Here is a 26,994-nt window from a genome sequence, read left to right as displayed (position 1 = left end):
CGGCACAAGGTCACATGGCAACCTCCACCTGGCCGGGACCGGTTACCCTGGCCTTCACCACGCGCTTGGAGTTGAGGTTGCGCACGCGAATTTGCTCGCTTATGCCGCCTTTGGTCAAGGCTTCGCCGGGCATGCGCACGCTCAACGTGCCGCTGCGGGCGGTGATGACGACATGGTCACCCTTGCGGATCACCTCGGCCTGCTCCAGGTGAACCGGGGTGATGACCTGGTCGATGACCATTGGTCGGATAACCTTCTGTCCCAGTGCCTGGTCGAGGCTGGCGAGGAAACCCTGGCCAAGCAGGCCGACGTCGCGCTCACGCAGGGCGATGTCCTCTTCGCTGACCACGGCTTCGCGCTTGAGGGGGCGGGTGACCACCACCACGTCGCGGTACAGCTTGACCTGGGCGGGAACGAACACCGTCCAAGGCGAGCTGCCATCACAGCGCACCCGCACGGTTACCCGGCCCAGCGGCTGCGCCGGACTTTCCAGGTTGGCGCCCAGTTGTTCGCTGCACAGCGGCATGCGCAGACGCGGGTCGAGGTTGTTGACCTGGATCTCGTAGCGGCCTTCGGTCTGGCTCTTTTCCAGATAGTCTTCAACAGTGAATTCAAGAAACCCCTGGGTGACACCGATAAGCTGTTCAGGCAAGGTGAAGGTGTCAGCCAGAGTTCGAGCGCCGGGAGTCAAAAAGCACAGCGCAGCAAGGAAGCCGGGCAGATGGCGGTGCAGGCGTCGGAAAAATGTCGTTTTCGTTTTCATACAGTTAAAAAAGCAAGGCGCGTGCCGACCTGGTGCGCTGCCCCGAGCTTCGGTTGAGGAGTCTGGCATGGCTGGTGTTATGGATTCGGTGAACCAGCGCACGCAACTGGTTGGTCAGAATCGTCTTGAACTGCTGCTGTTTCGCCTTAATGGCAATCAGTTGTACGGGATCAACGTCTTCAAGGTCCGGGAAGTGCTGCAATGCCCGAGCCTGACGCTTCTGCCAAAATCCAGCCGGGTTGTGCGCGGTGTTGCGAATATTCGTGGGGCGACCATCCCGATTCTGGATCTGGCGATGGCGACCGGCTTGCCCGGTCTGAATGAGGATTCGAGCAAGAGTTTCGTCATCATTACCGAGTACAACACCAAGACCCAAGGGTTCCTGGTGCATTCGGTCGAACGCATCGTCAACATGAACTGGGAAGAGATCCATCCGCCACCCAAGGGAACCGGCCGCGATCACTACCTCACGGCGGTGACCCGGGTCGACAACAAGATGGTCGAGATCATCGACGTCGAGAAGATCCTTGCCGAAGTGGCACCAAGTTCCGAATCGGTGTCTTCCGGCGTGATCGATCCCGAGGTGCAGAGCAAGGCGGTGTCGTTGCGGGTGCTCACCGTCGACGACTCGTCGGTGGCGCGCAAGCAGGTGAGTCGCTGTCTGCAGACTGTCGGTGTCGAGGTGGTTGCGCTCAACGACGGTCGTCAGGCGCTGGAGTACCTGCGCAAGATGGTTGATGAAGGCAAGCGTCCGGAAGAAGAGTTCCTGATGATGATTTCCGACATCGAGATGCCGGAGATGGACGGTTACACGCTGACCGCGGAAATCCGCAACGACCCGCGCATGCAAAAACTGCACATCATCCTGCATACTTCACTGTCTGGTGTTTTCAACCAGGCGATGGTCAAGAAGGTCGGTGCAGACGACTTCCTCGCCAAGTTCAGGCCTGACGACCTGGCTCAGCGCGTGGTTGACCGGATCAAGGCCACACACTAATAACGGCCAGGGGTCGCGGCCCCTGGTGTTGTGCATGATTTAAGAGGCGGCACCATTGTCTACGGGTAATTTGGATTTCGAGCAGTTCCGGGTCTTCCTGGAAAAAGCCTGTGGCATCCTGCTGGGCGAAAATAAGCAGTACCTGGTTTCCAGCCGTCTCAACAAGCTGATGGAACAGCAGGGCATCAAGACGCTGACCGAACTGGTACAGCGTATCCAGAACCAGCCGCGCAGCGGTTTGCGCGAGCAGGTGGTTGATGCCATGACCACCAACGAAACGCTCTGGTTTCGCGATACCTATCCCTTTGAAGTGCTGAAGAACAAGGTGTTGCCGGAGTTGGTCCGCAACAATCCGGGTCAGCGCCTGCGCATCTGGTCGGCGGCCTGCTCGTCCGGTCAGGAGCCGTATTCGATTTCCATGACCCTCGACGAGTTCGAGCGTGGCAACCTCGGCCAAATGAAAGCGGGCGCGCAGATTGTTGCGACCGATCTTTCCGGCGCGATGCTGGCCAACTGCAAGACCGGCGAGTACGACAGCCTGGCGATCGCGCGCGGCCTGTCCCAGGAACGCCTGCAACGCTATTTCGATCCCAAGGGCGCAGGCCGCTTTGCGATCAAGGCACCGATCCGCAGCCGTGTAGAGTTCCGCTCCTTCAACCTGCTCGACAGCTACGCTGCGCTGGGCAAGTTCGACGTGGTGTTCTGCCGTAACGTGCTGATCTACTTCTCGGCCCAGGTCAAGAAAGACATCCTGACCCGTATCCACGCAACGCTGAAACCAGGTGGCTACTTGTTCCTCGGCGCCTCCGAGGCGTTGAACGGCCTGCCGGACCATTACCAGATGGTCCAGTGCAGCCCGGGGATCATCTACCAGGCCAAGTAAGCGGGATTGTCGGTTGCTGTTCTGAACCGCACCAAATGAAAAGCCCCCGGTCTCGCGACCGGGGGCTTTTTCATTTCAACTGATCGCAACCGGCATCAGAAGTCGTAACGTACCTTGGCACTGAACACGTCAGCGTCGAAGCCCGACTTGCCGACGTAGTCGTAGTTCACGCCCAGGGTCACTGCGCCCAGCTTGTAGTCGGTACCGATACCGGCTTCGTAGCTGTTGCGTACGGCTTTGGCGCCGGTGGTCACGAACGGCGTGTTGCCCAGCAGGAAGGTCGAGGTGCTGCTGGACTGGTCGGCGGCGAAGTCGTGATAAGCCATCAGCTTGACCTGCGGCTCCAGCGTGCCTGCGCCCAGTGCGTAGCTGCCGGCTACCCGGACGCCAGCGCCCAGTTCGATGGCTTCGTAGCGCTGGTCTTCGACTTTCAATGCGGCCGAAGAACCCTTCTCGCGGTAGCCGTCGATGTTGACCTGGCTGTAACGCGCGGCCAGACGTGGTTCGACCAGTATTTGCGGGCTGATTTTCCAGGTGTAACCGCCGACCAGGTTCAGACCCAGCAGGTCGCTGTCATAGCTGGCCTTGGCCTGGGTGCCGGCGATGCTGCGCTTGCTGTCGTTGTCGTTGACGCCGTAGGTCAGGCTGGCATCGACGAAGTAGTTGCCCAGCTCGTAGCCGCCGTACAGGGTGAAGGCGTGGCTGTCGACTTCGGTCTTGTTGCCGCTTTTGCCGTTCACGTCGGTGTTGATGAAGCTGTAGGCCAGGCCCAGGGTCAGCTGGTCGTTCAGCTTGCCGTCCGCACCCACTGCGATACCGCGGCTGTAGGCGTTGTAGCCGGCCACGCCGTCACGCAGGTCTTGCGAGGCGTCGCTGTACAGGCTCTGGACCCAGACGCCAGCTTCCTTGAAGCCTTCGCCGGACGATGCGCCGCGCAGGCTGCTGGTGCGGCTGCCGGTGACGTTGCTGACCAGGCTCTGGCTGGTGGTTGCAGCCTGGGTGGCGCCGCCGTTCACTTCTGGCGACAGTTGCTCGGCCAGTTGAGTCAGTTGCGCTTCGTCGGTATTGAGCAGGGCCTGCAGCAGCGGGTCGTTCGGGTTCTGCGCGCGGATGCGGTTGATCACGCCATCGTTGACCAGGCTGCCAATGGCTTTCTGGCTGTTAGCCGAACCGCCGTTGCCGACGATGATCTGCTCAACTTCTTCCTTGCCCTTGCCGGTGACGGTGGCTACCAGGGTGTTGTTCTCGACGCTGTAGCTGTCGATTTTCAGCAGGGCCGAGGAGCTGGCCAGGTTGAACTTGGCGTTCGGGTCGATTTTGTCGTTTTCGTCCAGCAAATCGATCCGGCCGGCTTCGATCAACTTGTAGGTGCTGCCGTTGGCGGAGAAGTCTGCGCCTTGGGCGGCCAGCAGGACCTTCACATTCTTGTCGAACTCGGCGATGCCGGTGACGCTCAACACCGCGACATCTGGGTTGGTGGCGCTGCTCAGGTTCAGGCCCAGTGTCGAGTTGGTGGCCATGTACAGGTTGCCGTAGAGGCTGGTGTGCGTGCCGAGCAGGTTCAGTTGCGATGTCGGATTGCCTGGCGCATCACCCACTTCGAACCAGCTGCCGGTGTCTTTCATGCGGATGTTGTAGCCATCGGCTTCGGCGCTGGTGCCGGTGAAGTCGACGTTGCCGGTCACACCTACGTTGGACAGGTCGATCAGGTTGCCGACGACCTGGCTGCCGTTGCGCAGCTCCAGAGTAACGCGGCCGCGGCTTTCGCTGGCGTCGACGGCTTCATCTTCGGAGATCAGTTTGCCGCTGTTGATGATCCGCAGCGGAGCGTATTGACCGCGTTGACCGGTGGGGTCGTTTTCCAGGTCAACGTCAAACCCGCCGATAACGATAGCGGCGTCGGTAGCCTGGATCGTGCCGGTGTTGATCAGATGATTTTCTTCGCTGGTGAAGCTGGCGCCATCGATGCGGATGCCTTCGGCGTCGTCGCCGCTGGCGATGATGGTGCCGTGGTTCTCGATACCGGCCAGGTCGGTCATGTCGACCTGCTGCCAGCGCTCGTTCGAGGTGACGTCGATGGCGGTGGCGCCTGCACCGGTGACCTGAATCAGGCCGCGGTTGATGACCTTGCCAACAATTTCGCCGCCTTCCAGGTTGATGCCCTTGGCGTCACGGCCTTCGGCGATGATACGGCCGGTAGCGGCGTTCACCAGATCGCCCTTGATGGTGGTCGAGCCGCTCATATCGATGGCGCGGGCCACGTCGGTGCCGCCATCGTCGGTCAGGGGTTCACCCTTGGCCAGCAGCAGGCCTTCGTTGATCACACTGCCGCCGATGATGGCCGGGTCGATCATCAGAGCGTTGGCGCCGCCGCCGATCGCGCTGATGCTGCCTTTGTTGATCACGCTGCCGTCGATGCGGTTGTTGATCCAGATATTGCCGTCTTCGTAGACATCCATGTCCACGCCGCCGGCGAAGTCGCCGGTGCTATTGATAGTGGCGTTGAGGATCAGGTCTTTCTGCAGGTGGCTGCCATTGAATTCGATGGCGTCCTCGTCGCTACCGCCGGTGTAGGTGCCGGTGATTTCGAGGTTTTCGCTGTAAGTCTGGCGTTCGCTGAGGAAACCGGCATTGGTCAACTGCACGGTCTGTGCCCAGGCAGGCAGGGTGGTGGCGGTTACCGCCAGGGCGAGCAGGGTTTTGCGGAAAATCGGGGAGGCCACAGTTCATTCCTTAAACGTCTTGGGATTCACGGTGCGTCCTTGCGTGGTACAGGCCTGGCTGGTAATGGCGGCGCTAGAGCCACGCAACGAGCGCGGCGGATGGTAACGAACCTGCCATTGAAATGACATCCTTTTGACGCCAGCGTTCCGTGCGCTCGGTTGCCACAACAGAACCCTTTCAGCGGCGGCCATCGGCAAGCGGCAACTCGCGGCATTGCCGCTTTGCTGGCGGCAAGCGGAAATCCATTGCCGCTTTTCTGGCATTGCCGCGTGCGGCATTTCGGCAAAAGCCCCGGTTTTACTGGGGTTTAGTGTTTTGGCATGGGACTTGCTCTTTCATCGGCAACGAACCATCCGGCCAACCTTCGAAGGTTTCCCCGACATGAGCATCAGTTTCGACAAAGCGCTTGGCATCCATGAAAAGGCCCTCGGCTTCCGCGCCCAGCGCGCCGAAGTGCTGGCCAACAACATCGCCAACGCCGATACGCCGAACTTCAAGGCGCGGGACATGGACTTCTCGTCCGTCCTGCAGGCCGAGACCGACAAGGTCAAGAACGGCCACTTCGCCCTGGACCGGACCAATTCCAAGCACATCGAAGCCGAAGGCGTGACCCTCAGCGACGAAGCGCTGCAATACCGCACGCCGATGCAGCCGTCGATCGACCAGAACACCGTCGATGCGCAGCTTGAGCAATCGAGCTATGCCGAGAACTCGGTCGGTTTCCAGGCCAGCTTCACGCTGCTCAACAGTAAATTCAAAGGGCTGGTTTCGGCCCTGCGCGGAGAGTAATCCATGTCCCTCGCCAGTGTTTTCAATATCGCCGGTAGCGGCATGAGCGCCCAGACCACCCGTCTGAACACCGTCGCTTCGAACATCGCCAACGCCGAGACCGTCTCGTCGAGCATCGACCAGACCTACCGCGCCCGTCATCCGGTGTTCGCCACCACCTTCCAGCAGGCACAGAACGGCAGCCAGTCGCTGTTCCAGGACCAGGATGCGGCAGGGCAGGGCGTGCAGGTGCTTGGCGTGGTCGAGGACCAGAGCAATCTCGAAGCCCGCTACGAGCCGAACCATCCGGCGGCGAACAAGGACGGCTACGTCTACTACCCGAACGTCAATGTCGTCGAGGAAATGGCTGACATGATCTCGGCCAGTCGTTCCTTCCAGACCAACGCCGAGTTGATGAACACGGCCAAGACCATGATGCAGAAAGTCCTGACCCTGGGTCAGTGATAGGGGACCGCGCCAATGGCCAGCGTCAACGATACAACCGCAGGGGTTAACCTGAACGACGTCATCAAGGCGTCGGCGAAGACCACGACGACTCAAACGGGTGTCGCCTCCGCTACCAACAGCTCGACCGGCGGTAAGACGCTGGGCAAGGATGCGTTCCTGCAGTTGCTGGTTACCCAGATGCAGCACCAGAACCCGCTCGATCCGCAGGACAACAGCGAGTTCGTCGCTCAGTTGGCGCAGTTCAGCAGCCTGGAAGGCATCACCTCGCTGAACGAGTCGGTGACCGCGATTTCCGGCAACTACAAATCGTCGCAGGCGCTGCAGGCGTCGTCGCTGGTGGGTCGCTCGGTGATCGCCCAGACCGACAAGGCCGTGGTTGATACCACCAAGAGCCTGAGCGGTTCAGTCGTGGTGCCGCAGTCGGTGAGCAGTGTCACGCTCTCCATCACCGACAAGGACGGCAACGTCGTGCGTACCATCGACATGGGTGCACAAGCGGCCGGCAACGCCGCGTTCGTCTGGGACGGCAAGAACGCAAGTGGCGAAGTGCTTTCGCCGGGGACCTACAACTTCAAGGCCACCACCACCGTCGATGGCAAGGCCATGGAAATGTACACCTTGCTGCCGGCCACGGTCAGCAGCGTCACCATCAGTCAGACAGGGGGCGAGATGATGTTGAACCTCGCCGGTCAGGGCAGCGTCGCGCTGTCCAAAGTCCAAACCATCGGTATATAGAGCCGGCTAACGCGGCACAGGAGTGGAAAGATGTCTTTCAATATCGGCCTTAGCGGTCTCTATGCAGCCAGCAAGCAGCTCGACGTTACCGGCAACAACATTGCCAACGTCGCGACCACCGGTTTCAAATCCTCCCGCGCGGAGTTCGAAGACGTTTACTCGGCCAGCAAGCTGGGCGTCGGCAGCAAGACCGTCGGTAACGGCGTGCGTCTGGCTGCGGTCTCGCAACAGTTCGGCCAGGGTGACATCAACAACACCGGCAACGTGCTGGACATGGGTATCCAGGGTCAGGGTTACTTCATCCTCAGCGACAACGGTTCGCTGAGCTACACCCGTTCCGGCGCCTTCCAGACCAACAAGGACAACTACGTCGTCACTAACGACGGCGTACGCCTGCAGGGTTATGCCGCGGACGAAAACGGCACCATCCTCAAGTCCGGCCTGACCGACCTGAAGATCGATACCTCCGCACTGGCGCCGAAGGCCACCAGCCTGATCGACCAGGGCATCAACCTGAACTCCTCGGCCGACAGCATTCCGCTGCCGACCGCAACGCCGGCCGGCCCGACCTTCGTGCCAACCGACGAGACCACGTACAACAAGAAGTTCTCGACCGAGATCTACGATAGCCAGGGTAATAAACACACCATGGAGCAGTACTATCGCAAGACCGATCAGAACACCTGGACCATGTACACCCTGGTCGACGGTCGCAACCCGCAGAACCCGGCGAGCACCACGCCGCTGGTGGGCAGCATGACCTTCAAGTCCGACGGCACCATCAACACCATGACCGGTACGACCGCTCCGGATGACAGCTTCGCGGTGGTCAACAACGTCTTCACCCTGAAGGGCTGGATTCCGTCGGCGTACAACGCTACTACCGGTACCTGGAGCCCGAACGGTTCCGTCGGCAATGCCGACGGCATCCGCGTGGACATGAACTCGACGTCCTCCTACAACACCGAGACCGCGCGCTTGTCGCAGTCCCAGGACGGCTATGCCACCGGTATCCTGTCGAGCCTGAGCATCGACTCCACCGGTGTCATGTTCGCAAGCTTCAGCAACCAGCAGTCTCGCGCCATTGGCCAGGTGGCAATCGCCAGCTTCGCCAACGAGCAGGGTCTGCAGCAGCAGGGCGGTACGCGCTGGAAAGAGACCTACGCGTCGGGCATTCCTGGTGTCGATACGCCGAAGACCGGCACCCTGGGTTCGATCCAGTCCAACTCCCTGGAGGAGTCCAACGTCAACCTGACCCAGGAGCTGGTCGAACTGGTGAAGGCGCAGTCCAACTACCAGGCCAACGCCAAGACCATCTCCACTCAGAGCTCCATCATGCAGACCATCATCCAGATGACCTGATGACGGTGGCGCCGGTCGATCCGGTGCCCTGAGCGTTACGCGAGCCCCTTCCCGATCCGGGCGGGGGTTCGTTGTTTTCGGAGGTGTGTGATGAAGCGATCCCTGTGTCTTGTGCTGGTACTGTTGGCGGCCCAGTCCTGGGCGGCAATGGCGCCCTGGTACCGCTGGGAAAGCCAGGCCGATGGGCGTCTGGTGTGTTCGCAGCATTCGCCGGGAGAGGGTTGGCGGCAGTTTGCCGGGCCCTTTAACAATGCCGGGTGCCGTCCCTGATTGTCCGGGGGCGGGATCTTGCCGCTGGCGGCAGCTCGCCGCCGATAATTTGTCTTTCTCTGTTTGGCTGAAATCACCCTCAATCGACAAAAGCCCGAAAACACTGGGCTTTTGCACGCACTTCATTAATTGGTTCGAAAATTGCTTCACCGTGCCAGAGCAGCGGTGAACGGCAAGTGTTCGCCAGCGCAGCGGAGGATGACTGTGGACAAGATGCTATACGTGGCCATGACCGGCGCCAGCCAGAACGCGCTGGCCCAGCGGGCCCACGCCAACAACCTGGCGAACATTTCCACCAGCGGTTTTCAGCGTGACCTGGAGCAGGCGCGTTCGATGCCGGTTTTCGGTGACAGCTTTCCGGCGCGGGCCTATGCCATGACCGAGCGCCCGGCGACCGATTTCAGCCCCGGTGCGCTGCAGGAAACCGGCCGTGACATGGACGTTGCCATCGGCGGCGACGGCTTCATTGCCGTACAGGCGCCCGACGGCAGCGAAGCCTATGTGCGTACCGCGAGCCTGAACATTGACGCCGTTGGCGTCCTGCGCGCCGGCAACGGCATGCCGGTGATGGGCAACGGTGGTCCGATCGCCGTGCCACCAGAGCAGAAGGTCGAGATTGGCCAGGACGGCACCATCAGCATCCGCGCCATGGGCGAAGGTCCGCGGGTGATGGCTGAGGTTGACCGGATCAAGCTGGTCAATCCGGACCTGAAGACCATGACCAAAGGCCTCGATGGCCTGATCCATACCAAGAGCGGCCAGCCTGCCGACGCCGATGCCAATGTGCAGGTGGTGTCCGGCTTTCTGGAAGCAAGCAACGTCAATGCCGTGGAAGAGATGACCTCGGTCCTCGCCCTGGCCCGGCAGTTCGAACTGCACGTCAAGATGATGAACACGGCCAAGGAAGGCGACGAAGCCATGGCTCGGGTTTTGCAAATCAGCTAATTACACAGGCGTAGCGCCGTAAAACAGGCGTACGAGGAGAACAGCATGCTTCCGGCTCTTTGGGTCAGTAAAACCGGTCTGTCCGCCCAGGACACCAACCTCACCGTCATCTCCAACAACCTGGCGAACGTCTCGACCACCGGCTTCAAGCGTGATCGCGCCGAGTTCCAGGACCTGCTCTATCAGGTCAAGCGCCAGCCAGGTGCCCAGTCGACCCAGGACAGCGAACTGCCGTCGGGTCTGCAGGTGGGTACCGGTGTGCGCATCGTCGGCACCCAGAAAAACTTCATGACCGGCAGCCTGCAAACCACCGAGAACCCGCTGGACCTCGCGGTCAACGGCCGTGGTTTCTTCCAGGTTCTGCAGCCGGATGGCACCGTTTCCTACACCCGTGATGGCACCTTCCACCTGAACTCCGATGGTCAGGTCGTTACTGCCAACGGCTTCGCCCTGGAACCGGCTGTTGTCGTGCCGCCGGATGCGCAGACCTTCACCGTTGGTCAGGACGGCACCGTGTCGATCACCACCGCCGGCAGCCCGGCTGCGCAGGTCATCGGCAACATCCAGACCGCCGACTTCATCAACCCGGCCGGCCTGCAGGCCATGGGTGGCAACCTGTTCCTGGAAACCGCCGCCAGCGGCGCGCCGCAAATTGGTACCCCGGGCCTCAACGGCTTCGGCACCACCCTGCAGCAGACCCTGGAAAACTCCAACGTCAGCACCGTGGAAGAGCTGGTCAACATGATCACCACCCAGCGCGCCTACGAAATGAACTCCAAGGTCATTTCCACCGCCGACCAGATGCTCTCGTACGTTACCCAGAACCTGTAATTGAAGTAGCTGTTACACCGTGAGGTCAGAGTCATGAGCCGTTTGCTATCCGTATTCGCCCTGGGGGGGGCGGTGTTGCTGGCTGGTTGCGTCGCGCCGACGCCCAAGCCCAACGATCCGTACTACGCGCCGGTATTACCGCGTACGCCCCTGCCGGCGGCGGCCAACAACGGCTCGATCTACCAGGCGGGCTTCGAGCAGAACCTGTACAGCGACCGCAAGGCGTTCCGGGTCGGTGACATCATCACCATCACCCTGAACGAGCGCACCCAGGCCAGCAAGAACGCCAACTCGCAGATCGCCAAGAACAGCAATGCCGAGCTGGGTCTGACCTCGTTGTTCGGTTCGAGCCTGACCACCAACAACCCGATCGGCAGCAACGACCTGAGCCTCAGCGCCGGCTACAGCGGCGACCGCACCACCAAGGGCGACAGCAAGGCGGCCCAGGGCAACACCCTGACCGGCTCGATCACTGTCACCGTGGCCGACGTGTTGCCCAACGGCATCATTGCCGTGCGCGGCGAGAAATGGATGACGCTCAATACCGGTGACGAACTGGTCCGCATCGCCGGCATGGTTCGCGCCGACGACATCGCCACCGACAACACCGTGCCGTCGACCCGGGTCGCCGATGCGCGCATCACCTATTCGGGAACCGGTTCCTTCGCCGACGCCAGCCAGCCGGGATGGTTCGACCGCTTCTTCCTCAGCCCGCTTTTCCCGTTCTAGGTCCGGATGCCCATGTTCAACTTCAAGCAACTGCTTGCCGCGACCCTTCTGCTCAGTGCGGCGTTCAGCGCCCACGCCGAGCGCCTGAAGGACATCGCCAGTATTTCCGGCGTGCGCTCCAACCAGTTGATTGGTTACGGCCTGGTCGTGGGCTTGAACGGTACGGGTGACCAGACCACCCAGACCCCGTTCACCCTGCAGACCTTCAACAACATGCTCTCGCAGTTCGGCATCAAGGTGCCGGCCGGCTCGGGCAACGTGCAGTTGAAAAACGTCGCTGCGGTGTCGATTCATGCCGACCTGCCGCCGTTCGCCAAGCCGGGCCAGGTGGTCGACATCACCGTGTCCTCCATCGGTAACTCCAAGAGCCTGCGTGGCGGTAGTCTGCTGATGACGCCGCTCAAGGGTATCGACGGCAACGTCTACGCCATCGCCCAGGGCAACCTGGTGGTGGGCGGTTTCGACGCCGAGGGTCGTGACGGATCGAAGATCACCGTCAACGTGCCGTCGGCCGGTCGCATTCCAGGCGGTGCCTCGGTGGAGCGCGCCGTGCCCAGCGGTTTCAACCAGGGCAACAGCCTGACCCTGAACCTCAATCGTCCGGACTTCACTACGGCCAAGCGCATCGTCGACAAGGTCAACGAGCTGCTCGGCCCGGGCGTTGCCCAGGCGGTGGATGGCGGTTCGGTGCGGGTCACCGCGCCGCTGGATCCGGGGCAGCGGGTCGATTACCTGTCGATCCTCGAGAACCTGGAAATCGATCCGGGTCAGGCGGTGGCCAAGGTCATCATCAACTCGCGTACCGGCACCATCGTCATTGGCCAGAACGTCAAAGTGTCGCCGGCTGCGGTAACCCACGGCAGCCTGACCGTGACCATTACCGAAGACCCGATCGTCAGCCAGCCGGGCGCGTTCTCCAACGGCCAGACTGCCGTGGTACCGCGTTCGCGGGTCAATGCCGAGCAGGAAGCCAAGCCGATGTTCAAGTTCGGCCCGGGCACCACGCTTGACGAGATCGTCCGTGCCGTCAACCAGGTCGGCGCCGCGCCGAGCGACCTGATGGCAATCCTCGAAGCCCTGAAACAGGCCGGCGCCTTGCAGGCCGACCTGATCGTGATCTGAGGCCTCGCGCGTATGGACATGCCTAAAAGCACCAACTACAGCGCCACCGACAGCGGTGCCTATACCGACCTCAATCGCCTCAACTCGATGAAGGTCGGCGACCGCGACAGCGAAGGCAACCTGCGCAAGGTGGCGCAGGAATTCGAGTCGTTGTTCCTCAACGAAATGCTCAAGTCAGTGCGTTCGGCCACCGATGTGCTGGCCAAGGACAACCCGCTCAACACCGAGACCACCAAGCAGTACCAACAGATGTACGACCAGCAACTGTCGGTGAGTCTGTCCCGCGAGGGCGGCGGCATTGGTCTGCAGGACGTGCTGATGCGTCAGTTGTCCAAGCAGAAGGGCGTGAGCGTCAACACCAGTCCGTTCCCGCGGGTTGATGTGCAGCAGCGTGCGCTGTGGGCGAGCAAGGTCGCCGAACCGGTGCGCAATGCCGAAGAAACCGGCACCACCCGCAACGATGTGGCTGCGCTCAACTCCCGGCGCCTGGCGTTGCCGGGCAAGCTGACCGACCGCCTGCTGGCCGGTATCGTGCCGTCGGCCGATGCCGCCGCGGCAACCACCAATACCGCGGCATTGCCGCAGCGCACCACGGCGATGACCGATGCCGTGATCAAGGGCGACTGGGAGCCGGCGCAGACATTCGCCGCACCCGGCGCGATGCGCATCTATGGTCGTGCCGTGGCTCAGCCACCGCTGGCGCCGGCGCAGAAAGCGTTCTCGTCGAGCGACGAATTCGTCAGCACCATGCTGCCGATGGCCGAGCAGGCCGCCAAGCGCATCGGTATCGATCCGCGCTACCTGGTGGCCCAGGCTGCGCTGGAAACCGGCTGGGGCAAATCGGTCATGCGCTCCTCCGATGGCAGCAGCAGCCACAACCTGTTTGGCATCAAGGCCACCGGCAACTGGCAGGGCGATTCGGCGCGGGCGATCACCAGCGAATTCCGCGACGGCCAGTTCGTCAAGGAAACGGCGGCGTTCCGTTCCTACGATTCCTACCAGGACAGCTTCCACGATCTGGTCAGCCTGTTGCAGAACAACAGCCGCTATCAAGAAGCAGTGAAGTCGGCCGATAACCCAGAACAGTTTGTGCGAGAGCTGCAAAAAGCCGGGTACGCAACCGACCCGGACTACGCCAGCAAGATCTCGCAGATCGCAAAACAGATGAAGTCGTACGATAGCTACGCGGCGATTGGCGCAACTACGAAACTATAAGGTTTGAACCATGGCGAGTTTGATCAGTATCGGGATGTCGGGGCTTGGGGCCGCTCAATCGGGGCTGCATACCACGGGTAACAACATCGCCAATGCCGATGTGGCGGGCTATTCGCGCCAGCAGAACGTCCAGACCACTAACGGCTCGGTCCGCTATGGCCAGGTGTTCATCGGTACCGGTACCACCCTGGCTGACGTGCGCCGGGTGTACAACGCCTTCCTCGACAACCAGTTGCAGACCAGCACCTCGCTCAACAGCGATGCCGCGTCGTACCTGAGCCAGATCACCTCGGTGGACAACCTGCTGTCCGATGCCAACACCGGCGTCACCGGCGCGCTGACCAACTTCTTCACGTCGCTGCAGGGCCTTTCCGCCAAGCCCAACGACGATGCCTCGCGGCAGTTGCTGCTGACCAACTCGCAGAATCTGGCCAACCGCTTCAACACCATTGCCGCGCAGTTCAAGGAACAGAACAGCAACATCAACGGCAACCTGAAGTCGATGACCGAACAGGTCAACAACCTGGCCAAGACCGTTGCTTCGCTCAACGACCAGATCGCCAAGGTGGCGGCCCTCAATGGCCAGCCCAACGACCTGATGGACCAGCGCGACGAGACCGTTCGCCAACTGTCCGAGCTAGTAGGCGTGCAGACCAGCCAGCGCAACGGCAATATCGACATCACCCTGGCCAACGGCCAGTCGCTGGTACTGGGTACCTCCGTCAACACCCTCAGCACCGTGACCAGCACCACCGACCCGAGCCAGGTGTCGATCAAGCTCAGCTACAACAACTCCTTCGTCGATGTGACCAACTCCCTGACCGGCGGCGAAATCGGCGGTCTGCTGCGTTATCGCACCGAGACCCTGGTGCCTGCCCAGAACGAGATTGGTCGTATCGCGCTGGTCATGGCCGAGAAGATGAACTCGCAGCTGGCCCAGGGCATCGACAAGAACGGCGAATTCGGTGCGGCCCTGTTCAGCGACATCAACAGCGCGGCGGCGATGGTCGGGCGCAGCATTGCCATGACCGGCAACGATGCCAGCTCGACCAACCTCAACGTGGTGATCAAGGACACTGGCCGGCTGACCACCAGCGACTACCAGGTGACCATCACCGACCAGCCGACCGCGGGCAGCTTCATCGTTCGCAAGCTGCCCGATAACACCAACATGGGCACCTTCAACATCAATGACGATCCGCCCGCAGTGATCGACGGCTTCAGCCTCGACCTGAACGGCGGTACGGTCAAAGCCGGCGACAGTTTCAAGATCACCCCGACCCGTAACGCTGCTGCGTCCCTCGAAGTGGTGATGACCGACTCCAAGCGCCTGGCCGTGGCCGCGCCGCTGACGGCGACGACCGGTGGCAGCAACACTGGTACCGGCGTGATCACCCAGCCGGTGCTGAAATCGGTGCTCGATATCGCCGACCCGGCCCAGCGCCTGGAATTGCAGACCGGCATCAAGTACTCGACGCCGGTGCGCCTGGTGTTCGGTGATGAAACTGTCACTCCGCAGACCTACTCGGTGGTCGACTCCAAGGGTGACCCGATCGGCAGCGGCACGTTCGTGCCTGGCCAGAACAACACCCTGCAGATCAACGTACCGATGGTCGATGCCAACGGTGCGGCAATCGAAGATGCCAACGGCGTCCAGAAGACCTTCAGCTTCCAGATGGATGTCGCCGGCTCGCCGAAGAAAAACGACAGCTACAGCATTGCCCTGACCGGCGCAGGCTCCTCGGACAACCGTAACGGCCTGTCGCTGCTCGAACTGCAAAAAGCCCAGACCGTCGATGTCGGCAGCGCCACCAAGGGCGTCAGCCTGACCGATGCCTACGGCAAGCTGGTGGAGAGCGTTGGCGCCAAGACCAAGCAGGCGCAGATGGACAGCTCGGCGACCACTGCCATCCTGACCCAGGCCAAGGCCTCCCGCGACTCGCTGTCGGGTGTGCAGCTGGATGAAGAAGCCGGCAACCTGGTCAAGTACCAGCAGTACTACACCGCCTCGTCGCAGATCATCAAAGCGGCGCAGGAAATGTTTTCCACGCTGATCAGTGCTCTTTAAGGAGTCGTAGACCGTGCGTATCTCTACTTCCCAGTATTACGAAACCAGCGCTTCCAACTATCAGCGGAACTACTCCAACGTGGTGAAGACCGGCGAAGAGGCCAGCGACCTGATCCGCGTGCGTACCGCCGCTGACGATCCGGTGGGCGCGGCCCGTCTGCTGCAACTCGATCACCAGAGTTCGATGCTGGCCCAGTACGACACCAACACCGGCATGATTCGCAACAGCCTGAGTCAGTCCGAGACCACGCTCAACTCGATCAACACCATCCTGCAGCGGGTCAACGAACTGGCGCTGGGCGCGGGTAACGCAGGCTTCACCGACACCGAGCGTAAAGCCACTGCCACTGAACTGGGCAAGCTCGAAGAGCAGTTGCTGAGCCTGATGAACACCCGCGATGAGAACGGTCAGTACCTGTTCTCCGGTTCCAAGGGTGATACCCAGCCGTTCGTGCGCAACGCCGATGGCACCTACAGCTACCAGGGCGACCAGACCCAACTGCAACTGCAAGTTGGCGACATGCTGACCATGGCAGGCAACGACAGCGGCTGGGCGACCTTCCAGCAAGCGCTGAACACCAGCCGCACGCAGACCACCGTCACCTCACCGACCAACGCTGCGGATGTACGGGTGGCGCTGTCCAATGGCCAGGTGTCCGCTGATATCAACTACAACGATGCCTTCCGTGCCGACGAGCCGTACGTCATCACCATGGTCAGCCCGACCCAGTTCTCGATCAAGGACCAGGCTGGCAACGACTACACCTCCGAGGCCAGCGGCAACGGCGTGTTCAACTCAACCACTGCCGGCGGGGTCGCCGTGAGCTTCCGCGGTGTCGACCTGAAGTTGAACTTCAACCTGAAGAGCGGCGAGACCGACGCGTTGATCACGGGACACCAGTTCACCCTGCAGTCCAAGCCGGACACCATCACCGGCACCGCAAGCCCGGGCAACGGTTCCGGCGTGCAGATGACCGGTACCTCGGTGGTCGACGCGGACCTCTACGCCAAGTCCTTCCCGGAAGGTGCGGTGATCAAGTTCACCACTGGCGGCAACTATGAGCTCTATGCCCAACCGCTGTCCTCCGGCAGCCGTCCGGTCGCCAACGGTACGGTGGCGGCGGGTGCTACCTCCGTCACCGCCGCCGGGGTCAAGTTCGATTTCAGCGCTACGCCGGTCGACGGCGAGCAGTACAGCGTGACGGTCAACAAGCACCATACCCAGAACATCCTCGACACCGTCAGCCAGTTGCGCCAGGCGCTGGAGAAACCGATCGACGGCAGCGAAAAGGCCTCGCAGGAACTGCGCGCTGCACTCGACTCGGCCATCGCCAACATCGGCAGCGGGCAGAACCAAGTGGCCTACACCGTCACCTCGATCGGTGCACGGGGCAAGGCGCTGGACCTGCAAGAGCTGGCCAACGAAAGCCTGAGCATTGCCAACTCCACCACCCAGTCGTCGATTCGTGATTCCGATCCGGCCGAGGTGATGACCCGCCTGACCCTGCAAAAGACCATGCTTGAAGCCTCGCAAATGGCCTTCAGCCGCGTTAGCCAGTTGAGCCTGTTCAAGGTTCTGTAACTGCTGCATGCCCGCTGTCCCGTTGGTTCGGGACGGCGGCTCGCCTTCCTTATCCCCACGGTCCAGACTGTTCTGAATTTCCTCCGAGGGCAGTCACCGGTCGAGAGTCTTCGTCGTGAACCCAGCGCCTCTTGTCAGTCTCGTCATTCCCGCCTGCAATCCCCGTTTCTTCCGTGCGGCGCTGGTCAGTGCCCTGGCCCAGAACTACGAAAACCTCGAAGTCATCGTCTGCGACGATAGCGAAGGCGACGAAATCAAGGCGCTGGTGGATGAGCTGGACCCGCTCGCCCGCTGCCCGCTCTACTACCAGCGCAACCCACAGCCACTGGGCCTGGGCGGCAACCTGCTGGCGGGGCTTGAACTGGCGCGGGGCGACTACGTGCAATTCCTCTGCGACGACGATCGGTTGATGGCCGATTGCATCAGCAGCGAGATGCGCCTGTTCCTCGCCAACGACGACGTCAGCCTGGTCACCACTCGCCGCAACCTCGCCGACGGTCAGGACTTCGCGCTGTCTCAGCGCCTGGAAAACAGCTGGTTCAGTTGGGGCGCCACGGTTTACAACGGCGACGACCTGCTGGATTTCTTCGACAGCAATCCGCTGAACTTCATCGGTGGTTTCAGCAATACCCTGATGCGCACCAGCGACCTCAACGAACTGCTGCCGGCACTGGTGCAGGCGGGCTTCGTTGCGCTGCTCGACTTCGCGCTGTTCATCTGCCTGCTGCGTCGCGGCAATCTGGTGGTGACGGCGCAGATGCACTGCATCGAGCGCATCCACCCCGACCAGTTGCGCCAGCAACCGCAGATGGTGGCGGCACGTGTCGCCGAGTTGCAGTGGCTGCGCAGCATGCTCGCCGCGCGCCCGCCGGCCACCGAGAGTTTTACTGGCTGGGCGCGGATTCATGTGTTGCCGGTGGATGGCCGGGTGGTGCCGCGGACATGGGAAAACCTGTTCCTGGTTCACGTACTGCGCGGCTTGCAGGCGATCCAGGAATCGCAGGTGGGTTTCGACAGCGACACCTTTGCCGACCTCTATGGCAAGTGGCTGGGCTGCCGTCAGGATCCCCTTGTCCTGCGCCGGTTGATGCGCCTGAGCGAACACTGGGACTGGCGCCCGCGAATCGCCGTGGTGGTGATTGATGCCGAGGGCGACAGCCCGGCGCTGCAACGCACCGTGGAGAGCATCAACCGTCAATGCTACGGCGCGGCCAGCACACTGGTGCTGTCCAGCGCCCGCGTTGCGTCCAGTCTCGACGACACCCTGATCGGCCGCCCGCTGCAAGCGGACTGGGGGCAGCAACTCAATGAGCTGCTGCCCGAACTGGAAGGTGTCGACTGGTTCTATCTGCTGCGCGCGGGTGACCGTCTGAGCGAGTTCAGCCTGATGCTGCTGGCCGAGCGCGCGGTGCGCTTGCCGCAGATCGCCTGTTGCTATGGCGACGAGGGCGGGCTGCTGGAGGGCGAGTCGCAGGATCCGGTGTTCAAGCCTGACTTCAACCTCGACCTGCAGCGGGCCTATCCCTTCACCGGCCGAGTGCTGGCGTTCTCCCGCACGCAATTCCTCGCGGCCGGCGGCTTTGCTGCGGGCTATCGCGAACTGGCACCCCATGACCTGCTGTGGCGTCTGGTCGAAAGCCAGGGCCCGCAAACCATCGAGCACATTCCCGAAGTGCTGGTGGAGTCTGCGTTTGGCTACGCCGCTTGGCTGTCCTCGGCGCCGGTGGTCGCGGAAAACCCGCGTGTGCTACAGGCTCACCTGCAGCGCCTGGGCCTGGACTACCGCCTGGAAAATGAAGCGGGCGGTGCGATCAACCAGATTCGCTACCTGCACGCCTCACAGCCGCTGGTGACCCTGATCATCAGCTTCCGCGACCAGGTGGCCGCGCTGGAGCGCTGTCTGGAAAGCGTGCTGGGCAAGACCACGTACCCTCACTACGAAGTACTGGTGCTGGACAACGCCAGTGAACGCGAGGAATCCCGCGTCTGGCTGGCGGCCATGGCGCAGATGGGTGGCGAGCGCCTGCGGGTATTGTCGCTGGACGAGGAAACCTCGTTCGCCGCACAGCAGAACCTGGCCGCGCAGCATGCCCGTGGCGATTACTTGCTGATGCTCAACCCGTTCACCGTTGTCACCGACGGCGACTGGCTAGACGTCTTGCTTGCCCACGGCCAGCGTCCGGAAGTGGGGATGGTCGGCGCCGAGCTGTGCAACGCCGAAGGTCTGGTGGTCAACGCGGGGGGCGTGCTGGGCTTGCGCGGCTCGGTGTATTCGCCGTTCGTGGGCGAAATGGTTCAGGCGGGCGGCTACATGCAACGCCTGCAAGTGGCGCAGAACTACACGGTGCTCAGCGCTGAATGCGTGCTGCTGCGCAAACATCTGTTCCTGGAACTGGGCGGCTTGAATGACGCCCGCTTCAACGCCGCGTTCAGCGATGTCGACCTCAGCCTGCGTATGCGCCAGGCCGGTTACCTCAGCGTCTGGACGCCGCGTGCGCGACTGGTGCTGGACACCCCGCCGGGACCTGCGCCGGATCCGCAGAAGGAAGCGGCGCGGCAGGTGGTCCTGGCCGAACAGCATGAGGCGTTCCAGCGTGACTGGATGCCGATCATCGCCCGCGATCCGGCCTACAACATCAACCTGACCCTCAAGGGCTCGGCCTTCCGCCTGGAGCCCGGGCTCAAGGAAGGCTGGCTGCCGTTCCTCGGCCGTTCGCTGCCCCACGTACTGGCCTTGCCGATGAACAAGACCGCGGTCGGCCATTACCGGGTAACCAAGCCGCTGACCGAACTGGAAGCGGCGGGCTGGGTCACCCAGCAGCAGTATTTCGAGATTCCCACCAGCGTCGAGCTGGAACGCAGTTCGCCGGATGTGGTGATTCTCCAGGGACGCTACACCGAAGGTTTCATCAAGGAAATCGAGCGGCTGAAGAACTACTCCAAGGGCTTCGTCATCTACGAACTGGATGACTACGTGATCAAGGTGCCGAAGAAAAACGGCCACCTCAAGCATACCCCGCGCGACCTCGAAGGCTCGCTGCGTCGTGGCATCGCCCGCTGCGACCGTCTGGTGGTTTCCACCGAACCGCTGGCCGATGCCCTGCGCGACACCCACCACGACATTCGCGTGCTGCCTAACCTGCTTGCAGAAGAACTGTGGGTCGGCCGTCGTGGCCAGCGCCGTACTTCGAAAAAGCCACGGGTTGGCTGGGGTGGCGGCACCAGCCACACCGGCGACCTGGAAGTCATTGCCGACGTGGTCAAGACCTTGGCCAACGAGGTCGAGTGGGTGTTCTTCGGCATGTGCCCGCCGGACCTGCGGCCGTACATCCATGAGTTCCATCCACCGGTGGGCCTGTCGGCCTACCCGGCCAAGCTGACCAGCCTCAACCTCGACCTGGCGTTGGCGCCGCTGGAATTCCACATCTTCAACGACTGCAAGAGCAACCTGCGCCTGCTTGAATACGGCGCCTGCGGTTATCCAGTGATCGTCACCGACACCGCGGCCTATCGCGGCTACCTGCCGTGCACCCGGGTCAAGAGCAACTCCACCGAAGAATGGCTGGAGGCAATCCGCATGCACCTGGCTGACCCCGATGCCAGCTACCGGATGGGCGACCAGTTGCATGACGAGGTGATGCGCAACTACGTGTTGCGGCCGGAGAATATTCAGGTCTGGTATGACGGGTGGATGCCGAGCTGAGAGGTGTGGTGAGGCTCGGGTCTCATCGCTGGCAAGCCAGCTCCCACAGGATTCTCGGTCCTCACTGTGGGAGCTGGCTTGCCAGCGATGAGGCCACCAACGAACCCAATCTTTCACTGACCTGCCTCAATCCGCCGGCCTCACACCGCCCCCGGCTTGGCGCGTTTCCTGCAAGTCCCCTCTGATATCGCCATAAATCCCGCGCTGCCACGTCGCGCGTGATTTATAAGGACGGCCCGCCGCGCGCGAGCCGGTGACGAACAAGAGGGGATGACATGAAGGCGGTAATACTGGCCGGTGGACTGGGCACGCGCATCAGCGAAGAGTCGCACCTCAAACCCAAGCCGATGATCGAAATCGGCGGGAAGCCAATTCTCTGGCACATCATGAAGCAGTATTCGGCCCACGGGATCCACGACTTCGTGATCTGCCTCGGCTACAAGGGCTACGCGATCAAGGACTTCTTCGCCAACTACTTCCTGCATACCTCCGACGTCACGTTCGACATGTGCAACAACCGCATGGACGTCCATCAGAACTACAGCGAGCCCTGGCGCGTCACCCTGGTCGATACCGGGGAAGAAACCATGACCGGCGGCCGTCTGCGCCGCGCCTCGCGTTACCTGGAAGGCGAACAGGCATTCTGCTTCACCTACGGCGACGGCGTGTCGGATATCAACATCGGCGCGCTGGTGGATTTCCATCTGGAGCACGGCAAGCTCGCCACGGTTACCGCAGTGCAGCCGCCCGGACGCTACGGCGCGCTGGAGCGTGACGGCGACAAGGTCAGCGGCTTCATCGAGAAACCCCGCGGTGATGGCGGCTGGATCAACGGCGGCTTCTTCGTGCTCTCGCCGAAGGTGCTGCCGTATATCGCCGACGACCAGACCTCCTGGGAATCCGAGCCGCTGATTCAACTGGCCGCCGAAGACCAGTTGCAGGCGTTCCAGCACGACGGCTTCTGGCATCCGATGGACACCCTGCGTGACAAGAATCACCTGGAACAACTCTGGCAGAGCGGGGAGGCACCATGGAAACAGTGGGCGTGAGTCGTGAATTCTGGGAAGGCAAGCGCGTCCTGCTGACGGGCCACACCGGCTTCAAGGGCAGTTGGCTGGCACTGTGGCTGCGTGAGCTGGGGGCGGAGGTCACCGGCTTTGCTCTTGACCCCGCCACCGAGCCGAGCCTGTTCGAACTGGCCAACGTCGGCCGCGACATCAAGGACGTCCGCGGTGACTTGCGTGATCTCGGCGCGCTGCTGGAAGTGGTGGCCGAGGCGAAGCCGGAAATCGTCCTGCACCTGGCCGCGCAACCGCTGGTGCGCGAGGCGTACCGCGATCCGCTGGGTACCTATTCCAGCAACGTCATCGGCACCCTCAACCTGCTGGAAGCGATCCGCCAGATCGGCGGCGTGCGCTCGGTAGTGCTGGTCACCACCGACAAGGTCTACGCCAACCAGGAATGGCCGTGGCCGTACCGTGAGAACGAAGCGCTGGGCGGGCACGATCCCTACAGCAGCAGCAAGGCCTGCTGCGAACTGTTGGCGCAGTCGTACAGCGCGTCCTTCTTCCCGCCGGCGAGCCATGCCGAACACGGCCTGGCCCTGGCCACGGCGCGGGCCGGCAACGTCCTCGGTGGCGGCGACTTCGCCGCAGAGCGGCTGATTCCCGACGTGCTCAAGGCGTGGTCCGCCGGCGAGCCGGTGATCCTGCGTTATCCACAGGCGGTCCGCCCGTGGCAACACGCCCTGGAGCCGCTGGCCGGCTACCTGTTGCTGGCGCACCGGTTGTACAGCAACGGCCCGGAGTTTTCCGGCGCCTGGAACTTCGGTCCGAACGAAGGCGATATGTGCAGCGTTGGCGATGTCGTCACTCACCTGTCCCGGCAATGGCCGGACGCGCCGGGTATGCGGGTCGAGCCAAGCGAGTTGCACGAAGCCGGCGTCCTGCGCCTGGACAGTGGCCGTGCCCGGCAACTGCTCGGCTGGCGCACCCGCTGGTCGCTGCGTGAATGCCTGGAGCACACCCTGGAGTGGCACCTGGCGTGGAAGCGCGGCGATGACTTGAGGGCCGTCACCCTCGATCAACTGAACCTGTACGCGGAGCTGTCGTGAGCGATCTGCTGTTGCAATCCCTGCCGCTGGCGGGGCTGTTCAGCGTGCAGCACAAGCGCCACGGCGATGCCCGTGGCCAGTTCGCCCGGCTGTTCTGCGAAGGCGGCCTGAGCGAATTGGGCACGCCGTTTCACGTGCGCCAGATCAACCATTCGCAGACCCTCGGCGCCGGCTCCGTGCGCGGCCTGCATTACCAGCAGGGCGACACCCCGGAAGCCAAGCTGATCACCTGCCTGCGCGGCGAGGTGTGGGACGTGGCGGTAGACCTGCGCAGCGGCTCGCCGACCTTCCTGCAGTGGCATGCCGAGCGCCTGAGCGCCGGCGATGGCCGCAGCCTGCTGATCCCGGCGGGTTTCGCCCACGGCTTCCAGGTGCTGAGTGAGGAAGCGGAGTTGCTTTACCTGCACAGCGCCGACTACGCGCCGGGCCGCGAAGGCGGGCTGTCGGTGCATGACCCGCGGCTGGCAATCGGCTGGCCGCTACCTGTCAAGAATCTGTCGGCCCGGGATGCCGCCCATCCCTGGCTGGATCACCATTTCACCGGAGTGCATGCATGAACTGCCGTGGCTGTGGCACAGCGCTGAGCCTGCCGCTGATCGACCTGGGCACCGCGCCGCCGTCCAACGCCTACCTGCGCGCCGAGCAACTGGCACAGGCCGAGGCCTGGGTGCCGCTGAAAGTCGGCGTGTGCCAGCACTGCTGGCTGGTACAGACCGAGGATTACACCCGCGCCGACACCCTGTTCGATGCCGACTACGCCTATTTCAGTTCCTACTCCAGCTCCTGGCTGGCCCATGCCCGCCAGTATGTGGAAGACATGGCCGCACGCTTCGCCCTCGGCGCGGACAGCCGGGTGGTGGAGATTGCCGCCAACGACGGCTACCTGTTGCAGTACGTCGCTGCCCGCGGCATTGCCTGCCTCGGTGTCGAACCGACCCGCAGCACCGCCCTGGCGGCGCGGGAAAAGGGGCTGGAAATCCGCGAGCTGTTCTTCGGTGAGCAGAGCGCCCGCCAACTGCTGGAGGAGGGTTGGGGCGCCGATCTGATGGCGGCCAACAACGTGCTGGCGCATGTCCCGGACATCAATGATTTCCTGCGCGGCTTCGCCACCTTGCTCAAGCCGGGCGGCGTCGCCACCTTCGAATTCCCGCACCTGCTCAGCCTGATGGCCGAGCACCAGTTCGACACGCTCTATCACGAGCACTATTCCTACCTGTCGCTGACCGCCGTGCAGACGCTTTGCGCACGCAACGGCCTGGCGATCTTCGACGTGCAGGAATTGCCGACCCATGGCGGCTCGCTGCGGGTCTTCGTCCAGCGTGCCGGCGGACCCCAGGCGACCCTGCCAGCGGTGCAGCGCTTGCTGGACATCGAAGACAAGGTCGGCGTGACCACTGCGGACTTCTACGCGACCCTCGCCCCGGCCGCTGAGCGCATCAAGCACCAGTTGCTGCGCTTCCTGCTGCAGGCCCGCGCCGAGGGCAAGCGGGTGGTGGGTTACGGTGCTGCTGCCAAGGGCAACACGTTGCTCAACTACGCCGGGGTGCGCGCTGATCTGCTGGCCTGGGTGGCCGACGCCAACCCGCACAAGCAGGGAAAATTCCTGCCAGGCAGCCGCATTCCGGTGGTCGCGCCGGAGCGCCTGGCCATCGAGCAACCGGACTACGTGCTGGTGCTGCCGTGGAACCTGCTCAGCGAAGTCAGCGAGCAACAAGCGCTGGTGCGCGAGTGGGGCGGCCGCTTCGTCATTGCCGTGCCGGAGTTGACCGTTCTGTGAGTGCGCCGACGGTACTGGTGACCGGTGCCAGTGGCTTCGTCGGCCAGCACCTGGTCGCGGCGCTGCTGGCGCGGGGTTTCCAGGTGCGGGCGGTGGCGCGACATGAGGCACCGGCGAAGCGCCTGGCGTGGTTCGATCGGGTCGAATTCGTCGCCGCCGATATCCATGATCCGCTGCTGGATGTCGCCGCGCTGTGCGACGGCGTCGAGGCGCTGGTCCACCTGGCCTGGCCGGGGTTGCCCAACTACCAGGGGTTGTTCCATCTCGAACACAACCTGATGGCCGACTACGCCTTCATCAAGCGCGCGGTTGAGAGCGGAGTAGGGCAGGTGCAGGTCACCGGCACCTGCTTCGAATACGGCCTGCAAAGCGGGCCGCTGGACGAAACCGTGGAATGCCGGCCGGCCAATGCCTACGGCCTGGCCAAGCACAGTCTGCGGTTGTTCCTCGACACCTTGCGCCAGCAGGTGCCGTTCAGCTTGCAGTGGGCGCGGCTGTTCTACCTGTACGGGCCGGGGCAGAACCCCAACAGCCTGCTGGCGGCGCTCGACCGCGCCATCGACAGCGGTGCCGAGCGTTTCGACATGTCTGGCGGCGAGCAATTGCGCGATTTCCTGCCCATCGAAACCACCGCAGACCATCTGGCGGCACTGTTGCAACGGCGCGACTTCAGCGGCGTGGTCAATGTGTGCAGCGGCCAGCCCGTCTCTGTGCGCAACCTGGTGGAACGCCACTGCGCCGCACGCGGGTCGCGCATCGCCCTGAACCTCGGTCACTACCCTTATCCGGCGCACGAGCCGATGGCGTTCTGGGGTGATGCCCGACGCCTGCGCGACCTGTTGGGAGCAGAACATGAAGCATGAGTTGTACCGCGCCACCGACCTGCCGGTGTTGCAGAACCGCACCTTCGCCGATGCCGCCAGCGCCCGCGCCAGTGCCGGCGCCGACATGCGCCTGGTGCAGGACAGCCGCACCGGTCTGGTCTTCAATGACGCCTTCGATGCCGACAAGCTCAGCTACGACAGCGACTACCAGAACGAACAGGCCCATTCCGGGCAGTTCCAGCGCCATCTCGATGACGTCGAGGCGGTGGTCGCCCGTCACTTCAGCGGGTGCAGCCTGATCGAAGTGGGTTGCGGCAAGGGCTGGTTCCTCGAATTGCTGCGCGAGCGCGGCTACGCGGTGACCGGCATCGACCCGGCCTACGAAGGCGCCAACCAGGATGTGATCAAGGCCCCGTTCACCGCTGAACTGGACCTGCGCGCCGAGGCCATCGTGCTGCGCCATGTGTTGGAGCACATCGAGGATCCGATGAGCTTCCTCGGCGAGATCGCCAAGGCCAACGGTGGCAGCGGCCTGATCTACATCGAAGTGCCGTGCCTGGACTGGATCATCGAGCACAAGGCCTGGTTCGACCTGTTCTACGAGCACGTCAATTACTTCCGTCTTGCCGACCTGAAGCGTGCCTTCGGCCGTGTGCTGGAGGCTGGGCGGCTGTTCGGCGGGCAGTACCTGTACATCGTCGCCGACCTCGCCAGCCTGCGCGAACTGGACGCCAGCAGCGTCGAGCCGCTGCGCCTGCCGGACGATTTCAGCGCCAGCCTGGCCCGCGCGGTGGACATCGTGCGCCGTGACGGCGAGCGCGGCTCGGCGATCTGGGGCGCGTCGTCCAAGGGCGTTATTTATTCGCTGTTCCTTCAGCGTGCCGGGGTTGCGGTCGATCAAGTGGTCGATATCAACCCGGCCAAGCAGGGCCGCTACCTGCCGCTCAGCGGCGCGCGGGTGTCCTCGCCGCAAGAGGCCATGGCCGCCTTGCCCGACGGCGCCCACCTGTTCGTGATGAATTCCAACTACCTCGAAGAAATCCGCCGCATGACCGATGGCCGTTTTGTCTATCACGCCGTCGACAGCGCCGCATTTCAATGACTATCCGAAGAGA

Annotated in this window: 23 protein-coding genes; 21 read left to right on the top strand and 2 right to left on the bottom strand. The window is 62.8% G+C overall.

Features of this window, described 5'->3' with window-relative positions:
* Window positions 1–10 precede the first annotated feature (10 nt).
* Window positions 11–763 (bottom strand): flagellar basal body P-ring formation chaperone FlgA, encoded by a 753-nt coding sequence (gene flgA / locus DM374_RS08575; protein ID WP_110969465.1) that lies wholly within the window; start codon window positions 761–763, stop codon window positions 11–13.
* A 67-nt stretch (window positions 764–830) separates the two neighbouring features.
* On the opposite strand from flgA, the gene DM374_RS08570 reads away from it, so the two are divergent.
* Both DM374_RS08570 and cheR read left to right on the top strand, forming a co-directional pair.
* Window positions 831–1,760: a chemotaxis protein CheV gene (locus tag DM374_RS08570; protein WP_110969464.1), complete on the top strand. Its 930-nt coding sequence runs from the start codon at window positions 831–833 to the stop codon at window positions 1,758–1,760.
* Between the two features lie 55 nt (window positions 1,761–1,815).
* Window positions 1,816–2,643: a protein-glutamate O-methyltransferase CheR gene (gene cheR / locus DM374_RS08565; RefSeq protein ID WP_095156922.1), complete on the top strand. Its 828-nt coding sequence runs from the start codon at window positions 1,816–1,818 to the stop codon at window positions 2,641–2,643.
* A 95-nt stretch (window positions 2,644–2,738) separates the two neighbouring features.
* On the opposite strand, the gene DM374_RS08560 is transcribed toward cheR, so the two are convergent.
* A complete protein-coding gene (locus DM374_RS08560; protein ID WP_225422460.1) occupies window positions 2,739–5,366 on the bottom strand; it encodes an autotransporter family protein in 2,628 nt (875 codons plus the stop codon).
* Between the two features lie 382 nt (window positions 5,367–5,748).
* On the opposite strand from DM374_RS08560, the gene flgB reads away from it, so the two are divergent.
* From flgB to DM374_RS08465, 19 genes are all read left to right on the top strand, one after another.
* The gene (flgB, locus tag DM374_RS08555) at window positions 5,749–6,156 is read left to right on the top strand and encodes a flagellar basal body rod protein FlgB (RefSeq protein WP_095156923.1); all 408 of its coding nucleotides are present in this window, start codon (window positions 5,749–5,751) and stop codon (window positions 6,154–6,156) included.
* Between the two features lie 3 nt (window positions 6,157–6,159).
* Window positions 6,160–6,600, top strand: coding sequence for a flagellar basal body rod protein FlgC (gene flgC / locus DM374_RS08550; RefSeq protein WP_009402938.1), 441 nt, complete (start codon window positions 6,160–6,162; stop codon window positions 6,598–6,600).
* 15 nt (window positions 6,601–6,615) lie between these two features.
* Window positions 6,616–7,338 (top strand): flagellar hook assembly protein FlgD, encoded by a 723-nt coding sequence (flgD, locus tag DM374_RS08545; protein ID WP_110969463.1) that lies wholly within the window; start codon window positions 6,616–6,618, stop codon window positions 7,336–7,338.
* Between the two features lie 30 nt (window positions 7,339–7,368).
* On the top strand, window positions 7,369–8,700 hold the full coding sequence (gene flgE / locus DM374_RS08540) for a flagellar hook protein FlgE (RefSeq protein WP_110969462.1): 1,332 nt from the start codon (window positions 7,369–7,371) through the stop codon (window positions 8,698–8,700).
* A gap of 90 nt (window positions 8,701–8,790) precedes the next feature.
* Window positions 8,791–8,970 carry a hypothetical protein gene (locus tag DM374_RS33680; protein WP_095156926.1) on the top strand — a complete coding sequence of 60 codons (180 nt, stop codon included), beginning with the start codon at window positions 8,791–8,793 and terminating at the stop codon, window positions 8,968–8,970.
* 204 nt (window positions 8,971–9,174) lie between these two features.
* Complete coding sequence (locus DM374_RS08530; protein WP_110969461.1) at window positions 9,175–9,915, top strand: flagellar basal body rod protein FlgF; 741 nt, start codon at window positions 9,175–9,177, stop codon at window positions 9,913–9,915.
* 45 nt (window positions 9,916–9,960) lie between these two features.
* Window positions 9,961–10,746 carry a flagellar basal-body rod protein FlgG gene (flgG, locus tag DM374_RS08525; protein WP_095156928.1) on the top strand — a complete coding sequence of 262 codons (786 nt, stop codon included), beginning with the start codon at window positions 9,961–9,963 and terminating at the stop codon, window positions 10,744–10,746.
* Window positions 10,747–10,779: 33 nt separating this feature from the next.
* On the top strand, window positions 10,780–11,475 hold the full coding sequence (gene flgH, locus DM374_RS08520) for a flagellar basal body L-ring protein FlgH (protein WP_095156929.1): 696 nt from the start codon (window positions 10,780–10,782) through the stop codon (window positions 11,473–11,475).
* A 12-nt stretch (window positions 11,476–11,487) separates the two neighbouring features.
* Window positions 11,488–12,597, top strand: a complete 1,110-nt coding sequence (locus DM374_RS08515; protein WP_095156930.1) for a flagellar basal body P-ring protein FlgI — start codon at window positions 11,488–11,490, stop codon at window positions 12,595–12,597.
* Window positions 12,598–12,609: 12 nt separating this feature from the next.
* A complete protein-coding gene (flgJ, locus tag DM374_RS08510) occupies window positions 12,610–13,812 on the top strand; it encodes a flagellar assembly peptidoglycan hydrolase FlgJ (protein ID WP_110969460.1) in 1,203 nt (400 codons plus the stop codon).
* Between the two features lie 10 nt (window positions 13,813–13,822).
* On the top strand, window positions 13,823–15,880 hold the full coding sequence (flgK, locus tag DM374_RS08505) for a flagellar hook-associated protein FlgK (protein WP_110969459.1): 2,058 nt from the start codon (window positions 13,823–13,825) through the stop codon (window positions 15,878–15,880).
* Between the two features lie 13 nt (window positions 15,881–15,893).
* Window positions 15,894–17,462 carry a flagellar hook-associated protein 3 gene (locus tag DM374_RS08500; protein ID WP_110969458.1) on the top strand — a complete coding sequence of 523 codons (1,569 nt, stop codon included), beginning with the start codon at window positions 15,894–15,896 and terminating at the stop codon, window positions 17,460–17,462.
* 115 nt (window positions 17,463–17,577) lie between these two features.
* Window positions 17,578–21,165, top strand: a complete 3,588-nt coding sequence (locus DM374_RS08495; RefSeq protein WP_110969457.1) for a glycosyltransferase — start codon at window positions 17,578–17,580, stop codon at window positions 21,163–21,165.
* Window positions 21,166–21,440: 275 nt separating this feature from the next.
* Entirely contained in the window at window positions 21,441–22,214 is a 774-nt protein-coding gene (rfbF, locus tag DM374_RS08490) for a glucose-1-phosphate cytidylyltransferase (protein WP_095156935.1), read from the top strand.
* Window positions 22,196–23,278, top strand: a complete 1,083-nt coding sequence (rfbG, locus tag DM374_RS08485; RefSeq protein ID WP_110969456.1) for a CDP-glucose 4,6-dehydratase — start codon at window positions 22,196–22,198, stop codon at window positions 23,276–23,278. The genes rfbF and rfbG overlap by 19 nt, the downstream gene beginning before the upstream one ends.
* Complete coding sequence (locus DM374_RS08480; RefSeq protein ID WP_110969455.1) at window positions 23,275–23,835, top strand: dTDP-4-dehydrorhamnose 3,5-epimerase family protein; 561 nt, start codon at window positions 23,275–23,277, stop codon at window positions 23,833–23,835. Before rfbG ends, DM374_RS08480 begins: the two co-directional genes overlap by 4 nt.
* A complete protein-coding gene (locus DM374_RS08475) occupies window positions 23,832–25,055 on the top strand; it encodes a class I SAM-dependent methyltransferase (RefSeq protein WP_110969454.1) in 1,224 nt (407 codons plus the stop codon). The genes DM374_RS08480 and DM374_RS08475 overlap by 4 nt, the downstream gene beginning before the upstream one ends.
* A complete protein-coding gene (locus tag DM374_RS08470) occupies window positions 25,052–25,918 on the top strand; it encodes an NAD-dependent epimerase/dehydratase family protein (protein ID WP_110969453.1) in 867 nt (288 codons plus the stop codon). Before DM374_RS08475 ends, DM374_RS08470 begins: the two co-directional genes overlap by 4 nt.
* A complete protein-coding gene (locus DM374_RS08465; RefSeq protein ID WP_110969452.1) occupies window positions 25,908–26,981 on the top strand; it encodes a class I SAM-dependent methyltransferase in 1,074 nt (357 codons plus the stop codon). The genes DM374_RS08470 and DM374_RS08465 overlap by 11 nt, the downstream gene beginning before the upstream one ends.
* Window positions 26,982–26,994 lie beyond the last annotated feature (13 nt).

It is taken from the genome of Pseudomonas huaxiensis (assembly GCF_003231275.1).
GTDB lineage: Bacteria > Pseudomonadota > Gammaproteobacteria > Pseudomonadales > Pseudomonadaceae > Aquipseudomonas > Aquipseudomonas huaxiensis.
The sequence above is the reverse complement of the archived record's forward strand: the minus strand, read 5'-3'. Positions and strand labels throughout refer to the sequence as shown.